At 71.8% G+C, this 11,890-nt stretch carries 10 protein-coding genes and 1 pseudogene; 7 read left to right on the plus strand and 4 right to left on the minus strand.

Annotated elements, in window-relative coordinates:
- The first annotated feature begins 169 nt into the window (after nt 1–169).
- Genes AB0J68_RS15495 through AB0J68_RS15505 form a run of 3 tightly spaced genes read left to right on the plus strand, consistent with a single transcriptional unit; the run spans nt 170 to nt 3,237 of the window.
- On the plus strand, nt 170–2,356 hold the full coding sequence (locus tag AB0J68_RS15495) for an EAL domain-containing protein (RefSeq protein ID WP_363939020.1): 2,187 nt from the start codon (nt 170–172) through the stop codon (nt 2,354–2,356).
- Nucleotides 2,349–2,672: a hypothetical protein gene (locus tag AB0J68_RS15500; protein ID WP_354862166.1), complete on the plus strand. Its 324-nt coding sequence runs from the start codon at nt 2,349–2,351 to the stop codon at nt 2,670–2,672. Before AB0J68_RS15495 ends, AB0J68_RS15500 begins: the two co-directional genes overlap by 8 nt.
- Before the next feature lie 49 nt (nt 2,673–2,721).
- Nucleotides 2,722–3,237, plus strand: a complete 516-nt coding sequence (locus AB0J68_RS15505) for an NUDIX domain-containing protein (RefSeq protein ID WP_363939023.1) — start codon at nt 2,722–2,724, stop codon at nt 3,235–3,237.
- Nucleotides 3,238–3,264: 27 nt separating this feature from the next.
- Here AB0J68_RS15505 and AB0J68_RS15510 read toward each other — a convergent pair whose 3' ends face one another.
- The 3 genes and pseudogenes from AB0J68_RS15510 to AB0J68_RS15520 form a co-directional block, all read right to left on the minus strand.
- The gene (locus AB0J68_RS15510; RefSeq protein ID WP_363939035.1) at nt 3,265–5,211 is read right to left on the minus strand and encodes an ABC transporter ATP-binding protein; all 1,947 of its coding nucleotides are present in this window, start codon (nt 5,209–5,211) and stop codon (nt 3,265–3,267) included.
- Nucleotides 5,212–5,317: 106 nt separating this feature from the next.
- Nucleotides 5,318–5,551: a hypothetical protein gene (locus tag AB0J68_RS15515; RefSeq protein WP_363939025.1), complete on the minus strand. Its 234-nt coding sequence runs from the start codon at nt 5,549–5,551 to the stop codon at nt 5,318–5,320.
- Between the two features lie 156 nt (nt 5,552–5,707).
- Nucleotides 5,708–6,975: pseudogene (locus AB0J68_RS15520) on the minus strand (Nramp family divalent metal transporter).
- A gap of 179 nt (nt 6,976–7,154) precedes the next feature.
- On the opposite strand from AB0J68_RS15520, the gene AB0J68_RS15525 reads away from it, so the two are divergent.
- Genes AB0J68_RS15525 through AB0J68_RS15535 form a run of 3 tightly spaced genes read left to right on the plus strand, consistent with a single transcriptional unit; the run spans nt 7,155 to nt 9,474 of the window.
- Nucleotides 7,155–7,562, plus strand: a complete 408-nt coding sequence (locus AB0J68_RS15525; protein ID WP_355068880.1) for a GntR family transcriptional regulator — start codon at nt 7,155–7,157, stop codon at nt 7,560–7,562.
- 44 nt (nt 7,563–7,606) lie between these two features.
- Nucleotides 7,607–8,497, plus strand: a complete 891-nt coding sequence (locus AB0J68_RS15530; protein ID WP_363939027.1) for an ABC transporter ATP-binding protein — start codon at nt 7,607–7,609, stop codon at nt 8,495–8,497.
- Nucleotides 8,494–9,474 (plus strand): transporter, encoded by a 981-nt coding sequence (locus tag AB0J68_RS15535; protein WP_363939029.1) that lies wholly within the window; start codon nt 8,494–8,496, stop codon nt 9,472–9,474. The genes AB0J68_RS15530 and AB0J68_RS15535 overlap by 4 nt, the downstream gene beginning before the upstream one ends.
- 48 nt (nt 9,475–9,522) lie before the next feature.
- Here AB0J68_RS15535 and AB0J68_RS15540 read toward each other — a convergent pair whose 3' ends face one another.
- The gene (locus AB0J68_RS15540) at nt 9,523–10,635 is read right to left on the minus strand and encodes a crosslink repair DNA glycosylase YcaQ family protein (RefSeq protein WP_363939031.1); all 1,113 of its coding nucleotides are present in this window, start codon (nt 10,633–10,635) and stop codon (nt 9,523–9,525) included.
- 136 nt (nt 10,636–10,771) lie between these two features.
- On the opposite strand from AB0J68_RS15540, the gene AB0J68_RS15545 reads away from it, so the two are divergent.
- Nucleotides 10,772–11,890: hypothetical protein (locus AB0J68_RS15545; RefSeq protein WP_363939033.1), on the plus strand; the 1,119-nt coding region annotated here is incomplete at its 3' end.

Raw genomic sequence — 11,890 nt, forward strand, 5'->3', positions numbered from 1 at the left:
ACGGCGGCCGGCCGGCCTGCCGCCGTCGTCCGGCGCACACGATGCGAACCTGACGTGAATCCGACTCATCGGTTGGATCAGCGGCCTCTCCTAGATCCGGTAGGGTCACGCAAAGCGTTGCCGTGCTGTCGCAACGTAGTTGCCCACTGGATCACCTGGGGGTGCTGTGATGAGCCGACGGTGGGCGATCCTGATCGGAGCCAACGCTTGCGGGTATGACGTCAACCTGCCCAGCCTGCGCTATGCCGAGGACGATGCGCGGGCGGTGCGGGCGGTGCTGTTGGACGAGCGGATCGGCACGTTCGACGACGGCGACGTCGACCTGTTCATCGGCGACGGCGCCACCTGGCGGGAGATCAAGGCCCGGCTGCGCGAGCGGGTGCTGGAGTCGCGCCCCTCCGACGTGCTGCTGGTCTACTTCGCCGGCCACGCCCTCGTGCCGGAATGGGGCACGCAGTCCGACGCGTACCTGGTGACGGCGGATCTGGAGGCCGACGGCCTGCGCCGCGAGCCGGACAACGGACTGCGGATGGCGTTCCTCAAGCGGGACGTCTTCGAGGCGTTCGCCGGCACCTCGTTCCTGATCCTCGACTGCTGCCACGCGGGCGTCTACCTGGACTCGGAGCTGCGGCACACCGAGGCGATGCAGACGTACCGCACCCAGGTCGACCGGCACAGCGCCCTGCTGGCGTGCCCGAGCGGCGCCGCGGCCCGGGAGAGCGAGGAGCACCGGCAGGGTGTGCTCACCCACCAACTGCTGCGGGCGTTGCGCGGCGAGGCCGCCGACCCCAGCGGGAAAGTCTCCTTCGCCCAGATGGCCACCTTCGTCGCCGAGCAGGGCATCCACCCCGCACCCGGACAGCTCGTCCACATGTGGGGCCCGACCACCGTGCTCACCCAGCCGCCGGTGTCCCGCCACGAGCGGCAGTCATTGACGGCCCCGGTCAACTCCGGCACGATCCGGCCCTGCAAGAACCCACTCGACGACCTGTCCAGCTCGATCACCCAGCTGCTCGGGCGGGTGTTCCGCTCGCAGTCTCGTCCGCCGCGTTCCGCCCAACAGGCGGGGCACGCCGAACGGGTCGAGGTGATCCGGTACGCCCTGGAAGCGGATTCGGTCGCGGTGGTGGAATCCAGCCCCACGGGTATCGGCCAGGTCACCTCCACGGCCCGGTTCAACAAGGAGGAGTTGCGACCGCTGCTCGAACTGAGCGCCGCGGACACGACCCTGGTCCGCACCTCCTCCCCCGGGCACGTGGTGGCCGACGACGCCGGGCGACGGATCCTCTGCGTCCCCCTGTCCCAGAAGAACAGTCGGAACCTCACCCTCGCGGTGGTCGATCCCGCCCTCGCCGCACTGGACATGGGCGAGCCGTTGGCCACCATGCTGCGGGCCATCTGGAACTCCGATGTCCGCGACGACCCGGTGCACGCCGAGATGCAGGTGCTCACCGCCCTACGCTCGGCCTACGGCCGGCTGCCGGTGGATCTGTACTCGCACGCCTTCAGCCTCTACCAGAAGCTGATCGAGTCACTGACCATGGTGTTCCAGCCGGTGATGTCGCTGGACCGGCGGCCCGCCGGGGTGGGCATCCACAGCTACGAGGCACTGGCGAGGCGGCTGGAGACCGACGTGCGCGCGCCGGTCGCGGCCCTTCAGATGGCGTACGCCTGGGGTGACCGCTTCGTCATCGAACGCGACGCGCTGCTGCTGGCCAAGGCGATCGACTCGTACGCCGAGGCGGACGTCGCGTCCGTCTTCGACGTCACCAAGCCGATCTCGGTCAACGTCGCGGTCCGCTCGCTGCTCAGCGACGCCTACATCGCCCAGGTGCGCACGGCGATCACGGAAGCGAACCTGGATCCGCGCACCGTCACGCTGGAGATCTCCGAGCAGGACCCGATCCAGCCCGATCCCGGCGAGGTATGGCCTCAGGAGCCGCTGACGTACTTCCATCGTCGGCTGACCAGCCTGGCCCGTGACCTGGAAATCAGCTTCGCGGTGGACGACTTCGGGGTCGGCTACTCGTCACTCGCCCGGATGGCGGAACTTCCGTTGACCCAGATCAAAGTGGACCGGGCCGTCCTTCACCACCCGCTGGCCGTCGAGGAACTGGACCTGGTGACCCGGGTCGCCCGCTACGCCAGCGACCTCGGACACGCGCCGAACCCACGCGCCGTCATCGTGGAGGGCTTCGACGAGCAGGCGCCGGTGACCCTCAAGCAGATCTACGACCTGCGGATCCGGCACGTACAGGGCTTCATCTGCGGGGAGACCGCGTCGACGTCCCTGCGTCCGCTCGGCCAGAGCGTCCGGGACCGGATCGCCGCGATGGTGAGGGGTGACGATGACTAGCGTTCGACTGTTGCTACCGCCCGAGGTCGTCGCCGAGCTGCGCCTGCCACACGAGGGCGTTCGGGACGCGGGCGCCCTGACCCTGGCCATCGAAGGAATCAGCGTCCTGGCGAATCTGGCCACGCTGGCCACCCTGCAACCACAGGCCGAGGCGCTGGTCTCGGCCATCCGAGGTTGGCGGCTGCGCGATCCCCGCCCGACGGTGACGCTGACCGCGCGCGGCCCGGGCCTGGACCTCACCATCGAGCTGCCGCGCAACGTGAGCCGGGCGCAGCTGCTCGACCAACTGCGCCCGTTGCTCGACCGGGACGACTGAGCCTCGGGCGGCGCGTCGATCCGATCGGGCCCGGGTAACGTGCTGCGTCATGACCGGCACGCCGTACTCGCACTGCTCCTACTGCGGCGCCGCGTACCCGACGGCGGCGGGATGGCCGCGGGTCTGCGCGGTCTGCGGCGAGACCGTCTGGCGCAACCCGCTGCCCGTCGCGGTGGCGGTGCTCCCGGTCCGCACCGCCGACGGGCTGGGTGTGGTGGTCGTCCGCCGGGACATCGAACCGGCCCGCGGGCTGCTCGCGCTGCCCGGCGGCTTCATCGAGTACGGCGAGGAGTGGTCCGACGCGCTCGTGCGTGAGCTGCGGGAGGAGACCGGGCTGGTCGCGGCGGCCGAGGATGCTCGGCTGCTCGCCGTGCGCGGCGCCCCGGCGGGCGGCACCATGATGGTCTTCGGGGTGCTGCCCGAGCGGGCCGTCGAGGACCTGCCGCCGTCGGCGCCCACGGAGGAGGCCACCGAGTGGCTGGTGCTCACCGACCCGGTCGAGCTGGCGTTCTCCACCCACACCCGGGTCCTCGCTGACTTCCTCACCCGCGACTACGCGGCCTGACGGCACGGCGGGCGGAATGGTCGGGGGTCAGTGGTTTGCGGGGTCGGTGGCGCCGGCCCGGTAGCCGCTGGCCTGCAACTCGAACAGCTCGCGGTAGAGGCCGCCGGCCGCCATCAACTCGTCGTGGTTGCCCTGCTGGACGAGGCGACCCCGGTCCATGACGAAGATCCGGTCGGCGTGCCGGACGTTGGCCAGCCGGTGGGTGATCAGGACGACCGCCCGGTCGGGCCGACGGCGCAGGTGCTGGAACAGGGCGTGTTCGGCGCGGGCATCCAGGGCGGCCGACGGCTCGTCGCAGATCAGCAGGGCGGCGTCGCGGTAGAGCCCGCGGGCGGCGACGAGCCGCTGCCACTGCCCGCCGGACAACTCGTGACCGTTCTTGAACTCCCGGTCGAGCAGGGTGTCGTAGCCGTGCGGCAGACCGACGATCATGTCGTGGGCGGCGGCCGCGGCGGCGGCCTCCTGCACCTCGGGGCCGGGTTGGTCGGGCGTACGGTCGTGCCGGCCCACGCGGATGTTCTGCCCCGCGGTGAACGGGAACTTCCAGTACTCCTGCGTCATCACGGCCACCTGCGCGCCGAGCGTCCGCGGATCCAGCTCGGCGGCGTCGACGCCGTTCCAGCGGATCGTGCCCCCGGTCGGCTGGTAGAGCCCGGCGATCAACGTGGCCAGGGTGGTCTTGCCGGAGCCGTTCTCGCCGACCAGCGCGATCACCTCACCACGTCGGATCGTCAGGCTGACCCGGTCCACCGCAGGCGCGTCGGTGTCGGGGTAGCGCAGGCTCACCTCGTGCAGGTCGATCCTCTCGACGCCGTCGACCACCTGGTCGCCGCCGACGGGCACCCGGCCCTGCGCCCGGGTCAGGAAGTCCCGGTAGTCCTGGTAGTAGAGGGCGTCCTCGTACAGCGAGTTGGTCGCGACGACCGCGACGCCCAGGCTGGTCCGGGCGGACTGCAGGGCGAGCAGGGCGGTGGCCGCGGCGGCGAGGGCGACCATGCCGGCCAGCAGCAGGCCGCCGAGCACGGCGTACACCCCGAAGGTGGCCAGCCCCGCCACGCTGGCGCCGGCCACGCGGGTGCCGGTCTGCGAGCGCACCAGCCGCAGTTGGGCGCGGGTCTCGACGGCCATCACACCGCGGTACTCGGCGAGCAGGAAGTCGCGCATCTGGTAGGCGCGCACCTCGGCGGCGGTGTGCCGGTTGGCCATCAGGTGGGCGAGCATCCACATCCGACGGCGGCGGGTGATCCGGGCCAGCATCGCCAGGTACTCCCGGCGGGCCATCCGCACCGCCGTGATCGCCTGGGGCACGGCCGCGAGCAGCAGGCACGGCAGCAGCAGCGGCTGGATGACGGTGACCGCCACGGCGGTGGCGAGCATCCCGACCACGCCGGTGACCAGGTTGACGGTGTGGTCGACGATCCACGCCGCCTCGCCCATCCCCCGGTCGCGGACCCGGTCCATCTCCTCGGCGAACCCGGCGTCGTCGAACGCGGCCAGATCCACGGCGGTGGTGGCCTCGAACAGCCGCAGCTCCACCTGGTAGTTGATCTGCGGGGTGAGCCGCGCCTGGGCCCAACCGGCCGCGATCGTCAGGCCGCCGCGCGCCGAGACCGCCGCCGCGGCCACGACCAGCGCCGGCAGGGCGGACCGCACCCGGTCCGGGGTGGGACCGGCGGCGAAGAGTTCCCGCAGCACGCTGGTCGTGGCGAGCAGGCCGAAGGTGGTCATCACCCCGGCGGCGACGTTCAGGCCGATGGAGGCGACCGTGTCCATGCGGTTGGTGGCCCAGGCCAGCGCCACCGCCTCACGCACCAACCTCGGCAGGCGTCGGGCCACCGCCCAGAAACTGGTGTGCGCGAACGTGTTCGCGTGGTGCATCCACGCGGCGTCCTCCAGCTCCGGAAGCATGGAGCTGTCGTGAGGGTTGTCGATCGGCTGGTCGTCGTCGTGGGGCGCGGTGCGCGGGCGGGCCATCGAGTCCACGGACGCTCCTCGGGGGGCGGGAAGCACGAACGCCGCCCGAGACTACTGCCAGCGACCACCTGATGTCTTTAGGTAGTCGGCGCGTCGTACGGGTGTTTCACACAGTCGGCGCGACGTCCTCGGTGATCGGCAGCAGCACCCGGAACGTGGTGTTCCCGGGCTCGACCTGCTCGCCGCGCAGCTTGACCTCCCGCAGCGCGTCCAGCGCCTCCGGCCCGGAGGCCGCGCGCAGCACCCGGTAACGGTCGCCGTAGTGGCGCCGGATGTCCCGGGCCACCGCCCGGGACACTGCGGGATCGTCGTCGACGGTCAGGATCACCGGGTTTGCCATGGCGCCAATAGAACCACCCCGGCGGGCCCGGTCGCACCACCGCGCGGGCACCGACGCATGCGTGACCCGGCCCGGGACGGGTAAGCGGGACCGCCGCGGGAGGTGTGCGCCCGCCGCCCCCCCCCCGGCGGGCGGATCGGGTCCGTTCCCGCCGGGTCAGCCGGCGACGACCTGCCACAGCAGGAACGCGTTGAGCGCGACGACCAGGGCGGCCACCAGGGCCGCGGCGGCGGTGGTGAGCGGGTGGTTGACCAGGTTGCCCATGAGGTCGCGGCGGCGGGTGAAGGCGACCACCGGGATCAGCGCGAACGGGATGCCGAAGCTGAGGATGACCTGCGACAACACCAGGGCGCGGGTGGGATCGAGGCCGATCGCGAGCACGGCCAGCGCGGGTGCCAGGGTGACCAGCCGACGCAGCAGCAGCGGGACCCGGCGGCGCAGGAAACCCTGCATGATCACCTCGCCGGCGTAGGTGCCGACGCTCGTGGAGGCGAGCCCGGAGACCAGCAGGGCGACCGCGAACCCGAACGCGGCGGCGGTACCGATGCTCTGGCCGAGGCCGGCGTGCACCCCCTCCAGACTGTCGGCGCCCACCGGGCCGCCGCCCCGGAAGCTGGCCGCGGCGATCAGCAGCATGGCGAGGTTGACCGCGCCGGCCGCCGTCAGGGCCAGCAGCACGTCGGTGCGCTGGCCACGGAAGAGGGTACGGCGCTCGGCGTCGTCGGTCGCGGGATGCGGTCGCGGGTCAGCGCGGAGTGCACGTAGATGACGTGCGGCATGACGGTGGCGCCGAGGATTCCGGCGGCCAGCAGCACGCTGTCGGTGCCCTGGAGCCGGGGCGCCAGGCCGGCCACGGCGGAGCCCGGATCGGAGCCGGCGGCGAGCAGGTTGGCCGCGAAGGCCAAGACGATGACGCCCAGCAGCACGGCGATGGCGATCTCGAACGCGCGGAACCCGCGCGAGCGCAGGGCGAGCACGACGAAGGCGGCGGCGCCGATGATGATCCCGCCGGGTAGCAGCGGGATACCGAAGAGCAGGTACAGGGCGACCGCGCCACCGATCACCTCGGCCAGGTCGGTGGCCATCGCGACGAGTTCGGCCTGCACCCACATCATCCGGTTCACCGGGCGGGGCAGGCGCTCGCGGCACAGCTCGGGCAGGCTGCGGCCGGTGGCCAGGCCCAGCTTGGCGGTGAGGGTCTGCACCAGCATGGCCATCAGGTTGGCCACGACCACGACCCAGACGAGCAGGTAGCCGTAGCGGGCGCCGGCAGCCGAGTTGGTGGCGAAGTTGCCCGGGTCGACGTACGCGACGGCGGCGACGAACGCCGGGCCGAGCAGAATCAACCGCCCGCGTACCCGGCCCCGGGCGCGAGCGACCTGCAACGGCGTCGCCCTCGGCGTCGTGAGTTCGTTGGTGACCATCGAGCACCTCCCCCTCCGCACGGATCGCGTGCCGGTTCCCTTCCCGGGTGGCTGACCCGTCGGTGCCAATCGCTGGCCCGGGGGTGCCAGGGCGGCGGAGCCGCTTGACAGAGGGCGGGCGTCCTACCAAGCTGTCTATTAGTCCTACTGTCGTAGGACAACAGGAAGGATCATCACGAGTGATCGAGTTCGTGCTGGACAGCCGGTCGAAGGTGAACACCTACATGCAGCTCGTGCAGCAGGTGAAGCAGGCGCTGCGCGTCGGTCTGCTCGCACCCGGCGACCAGCTGCCGAAGGTCCGGGACGTCGCCCAGTCGCTGGCGATCAATCCGAACACGGTGCTGAAGGCGTACCGGGAGTTGGAGATCGAGGGTCTGGTCGGCGGCCGACCGGGGGTGGGCACGTTCGTCCAGCGCACCCTGGCCGGCGCGTCCCTGCCCAACCAGGCCGAGCTGCGCGACGACCTCGTGGCGTGGCTGCACCGGGCGCAGGCCGCCGGCCTCACGGCCGAGGACGTCGTCGCCCTGGTGGAGACCACACTGCGCGCCACTCTCGCCGACGACACCCCACAGAAGGAGCCCGCGTGAGCGGGCGAGCGCAGCGAGCACGCGGCGCTACGAGAGGACAGAGGATGGACATGGTCTTGGAGGCCGACCGGCTGGGCAAGCGGTACGGCAGAACGTGGGCGCTGCGGGACTGTTCGCTGCACCTTCCGGCCGGGCGGATCGCCGCGCTGGTCGGGCCCAACGGCGCGGGCAAGAGCACGTTGCTGCACCTGGCCGTCGGGCTGCTCAAGCCCGACGAGGGCGCGGTGCGGGTGTTCGGCAGGTCGCCGTACGGCGACACGGAAGGGCTGGCCGACATCGGGTTCGTCGCCCAGGACACCCCGCTGTACCCGGACTTCACCGCCGCCGAGCTGGTCATCGCCGGCGGCAAGCTGAACAGGCGGTGGGACGCGGCGCTGGCCCGGACCCGGTTGGCCCAGCTCGGCATACCGCCCGACAAGCCGGTCGGCAAACTCTCCGGCGGGCAACGGGCCCAGGTGGCGCTCGCTCTGGCGCTGGCCAAACAACCCCGGCTGCTGCTGCTCGACGAGCCGGTGGCCAGCCTCGATCCGCTCGCCCGGCGGGAGTTCCTCCAGTCGCTGATGGGCAGCGTCGCGGACTCCGGGACCACAGTTCTGCTCTCCTCACACCTGCTGGCCGACCTGGAGCGCGTCTGCGACCACCTGATCGTGCTCAACGCCGCCCGGGTGCAGCTCACCGGCTTGGTCGATGACCTGGTGGCGACGCACCGGCAGCTCGTCGGCCCCCGGCACGACGGCGGTCCGATCGGCGGCGTCGCGCAGGTGGTCCGGGCCAGCCACACCGACCGGCAGTCCACGCTGCTGGTGCGCACCGACGGCCCGGTCACCGACCCCGCCTGGACCGTGCGCGACGTCAGCCTGGAGGACGTCGTCCTGGCCTACCTGGCCGACGGCGTCACGCAGACCAGTCACAGCGAGTGGGGGGTGGCGGCATGATCTGGCTGACCTGGCGGCAACACCGCAAGCTGGCGTTCTACACCCTCCTGGGGTTCCTGGTGCTCGCCGCCGTGCTGGTGCCGATCGGCCTGTCGATGCGGCACACCTTCGCCGACCTCGGGCTGGCGGAGTGTCTGCGCCCGTCCACCCTCAGCGAGGCTGCCGCGCAGACCTGCGACGTGGGCCTGCGCCGTTTCAGCGACCGGTACGACAGTCTGAACCTGGTGGCGGTGCTGCTGATCACCCTGCCGGTGCTGGTCGGCCTGTTCTGGGGCGCGCCGCTGGTGGCTCGCGAGGTGGAGCAGGGTACGCACCGGTTCGTCTGGACCCAGGGCGTCGGCCGCACCCGCTGGGCGCTGGTGAAGTTCGGGCTGGTCGGCGGTGCCGTCGTGCTCCTCGCGGCCGGCTACGGACTGGGCATGTCGTGGTGGGTCCAACCGCTCACCCACGCCGCGCACCAGGGCCGACTCGGCATGATCGTCTTCGACCTGCAGGGCATCGTGCCGATCGGCTACACCCTCTTCGCCGTGGCGCTCGGCATCTTCGCCGGCACCATCTTCAAGCGGATGCTGCCCGCCATGGGCATCACCCTGGCCGGGTTCATCGGCGTACGGGCGGCGGTGGAGATCCTGGCCCGACCGCACTACCAGTCCGCCCGCACCCAGACCTTCCCGATCGAGGGGCCCGGGATTCCGGAGGGAGACCGGGGCAACTGGGTTCTCGCCGTGGGAGTCCGCAACGCCGACGGCACGATGGCGGCGGAGAACACCCGGATCCAGTGCCCGCCGGGTGGCAAGGGCCCGACCGGCCAGGCCTGCGGCGCCGAGCTGGGTATCGGACCGGGCGCGTACAACTGGGAGCTGTACCAGCCGGCGGACCGGTTCTGGTTGTTCCAGAGCATCGAGACGGGCATCTTCGTCGCCCTCGCCGTGCTCCTGCTCTACCTCGCCGTGCGTCGGGTCCGCCGGATCGCGTAATCGGGGGCGGGTGATCGCCGGAGCCACGGGGGCCTCGGCGATCACCCGTCAGCGCAGACCCTCGGCGGTCAGTTTGAGCCAGGACGCGAGGTCACGCAGCTCGTCGTGCACGGCTCGGGTCAGCTCCGCGGTGAAGGGCACGTCCTCGTGGACGGCGTGCACCGTGAACGTGCCGCGCCGACGGTCGGCCGTCGCGTCGACCTTCCCGACCAGCGAGTCGCCGTGCAGGATCGGCAACGCGAAGTAGCCCCACCGCCGGCTGGCCTTCGGCTTGTACATCTCCAGCACGTACTCGTACTCGAAGAGCTCGGCGAGACGGACCCGGTCGTGCACCAGCCGGTCGAAGGGCGACAACACCGCCGTACGCCCGGCGAAGGGCTGCCCGAGCGCGGCCGGATCCACCCGCCAGACGCCCGGGACGCCCTCGACGACCGCCGGCTCCCCGGCGGCGCCGACGTCCGCCGGCTCACCCGGAACGACCATCGCCCTCTCCCGCGCGATGCCCAGGGCCCGCAGCCGCCGCTCGTCGCGGGCCCGGCGTGCCTGCTCCAGCGGGACCACCGGCGTGCCAGCCGGGTAAACCCGCTGCGCCACGCCCCAGAGTCGTTGCCGGCCCTGGCGACCGGCGATCGCGACCTCGCCGCGCAGGACCAGGAACTCCAGCATCTGGGTGACGTTGCGGTTGTTGGTCCAGCCGGACGACGGCCAGGGCACCACGCACGTGTCCGGGATGTCCCGGGAGAGCAGCGGCCCGTCGGCGGCGAGCCGGTCGAGCACGTTTCGGCGGAACGAGTCGTTGGCGCGCAGCCACTCGCGCTGCCGCTCGTGCGAGGGCCACTGCGCCATCGCGGCCAGATAGAGCCCCAGATCCTCCATCGGGCGCACCATCGCCTGGTATTCGAAGAGCGTCCGGTCCCGTTCCAGGGCCCGCCGCAGCCGCTCCGGCTGGTACGACGAGCCGAGCCGACTCCAGCAGACCAGGTCCGCGCTCGGCGCGACGGCGGCGGTCGGGTCGATCTGCACCAGGGTCAGTTGTCGGACCACCGCCAGCAGGTCGGTCGGGCGCGGGGCGGCCAGCAGTTGGGCGCGGACGGCGATCCGCCGGGCCTGTGCCCTGTCGAGTTGATGGACGACCACGCCGCCGAGCTTAGCGGCGCGCACCGACATCACTCCGCTCGGCGAAGTCGGATTCCGGCCCGTCGCCAACTCGACTCAACGTGCCGATTCACTCACCCACGGTGCTCCGATGTGGACCCCCGGCCCGGGTTGGTCGGGCCGCAGAGATGGGAGCGTCCGTGTGAAGTCCACAATCCTCCGTCGGGTCGCCGCGTCGGCCGTGGCGCTCGCCTGCGCCGTGCTGGGCGCGGTCGCGGTGCCGGCCGCCCCGGCGACGGCCAGCCCGATCCGCAACGCGACCGCATGGTCGGTGCTGCTGTGCAAGTTCAGCGACAAGCCGGCGGAGCCCCAACCGCCGTCGCACTTCGCCAACTTCCTCACCGCCGCCGGGGCCGGCACCGGCGGGGTCGCCGACTACCTCGCCGACCAGTCCGGTGGTCGGGTGTCGCTGGCCGGCTCGGTCGTGCGGGGCTGGTACACGATGCCGTACACGCTTGCCCAGTTCGGGTCGATCGACAGGTGGACCCGGATCCAGCGCTGCGTGGACACGGCGGCGACCGCCGGTTACGCGGTGCCCGCCGGCAACCGGATCGCGGTCATGCTCAACGACTGGGTGGATTCCGGCGCGGCCGGCGGCCGGGTGCTCCTCGACCCGGGCGCCTGGAACGTCGGCTTCGCCGCGCACGAGATGCTGCACGGTTACAACCTGGGGCACTCCTTCTCCAACGACACCACGTACCAGAACGCGCCGTGGTCCCAACCGGGCGAGTACGACGACCCGTGGGACGAGATGAGCGCCATGCACATCCACGCCTTCGGCACCGCGAACTACGGCACCAGCGCGGTCGGGCTCAACGGGCCGCACCGCGACGAGTTGGGCTGGCTGCCGAAGAACCGGGTGTTCACCATGGCCGCTGACGGGATCGGCTCCCGCACCCTGACCCTGGCCCCGCTGGAGGTGCCCGCCGCGAGCGGCCCGCAGCTGGTCCGGATCCCGTTCGACCCGGCCGACCTCTTCCACTACTACACCGTCGAGTTCCGCCGCAAGACCGGCTGGAGCGCGGGCATCCCCGTCGACACGGTGCTGCTGCACGAGGTCCGCGACGGCACCCCCACCCTGCTGCGCACCGGCCCCGGCGGCGGGCCGGCCCAGTCACTCAACGCCAACGGCGTGCAGATCGGCGTGAACTGGCTCTCCGGCGACGCCGCCTCGGTGACCGTGACCACCGACGTGGTCAACCGCTGCCTCCAGGGCTACGTCTGGCGCGAGGCCCGCGCCGGCGACCTGGTCTGCGTCACC

The organism is Micromonospora sp. NPDC049580 (genome assembly GCF_040675595.1).
Taxonomy (GTDB): Bacteria; Actinomycetota; Actinomycetes; order Mycobacteriales; family Micromonosporaceae; genus Micromonospora.

Bases quoted from the DNA above. Each gene is read 5' to 3' on its own strand.
- AB0J68_RS15495 (WP_363939020.1), top strand. From the start codon at position 170: ATGAGCCGACGGTGGGCGATCCTGATCGGAGCCAACGCTTGCGGGTAT.
- AB0J68_RS15500 (WP_354862166.1), top strand. From the start codon at position 2,349: ATGACTAGCGTTCGACTGTTGCTACCGCCCGAGGTCGTCGCCGAGCTG.
- AB0J68_RS15505 (WP_363939023.1), top strand. From the start codon at position 2,722: ATGACCGGCACGCCGTACTCGCACTGCTCCTACTGCGGCGCCGCGTAC.
- AB0J68_RS15510 (WP_363939035.1), bottom strand. From the start codon at position 5,211: ATGGCCCGCCCGCGCACCGCGCCCCACGACGACGACCAGCCGATCGAC.
- AB0J68_RS15515 (WP_363939025.1), bottom strand. From the start codon at position 5,551: ATGGCAAACCCGGTGATCCTGACCGTCGACGACGATCCCGCAGTGTCC.
- AB0J68_RS15530 (WP_363939027.1), top strand. From the start codon at position 7,607: ATGGACATGGTCTTGGAGGCCGACCGGCTGGGCAAGCGGTACGGCAGA.
- AB0J68_RS15535 (WP_363939029.1), top strand. From the start codon at position 8,494: ATGATCTGGCTGACCTGGCGGCAACACCGCAAGCTGGCGTTCTACACC.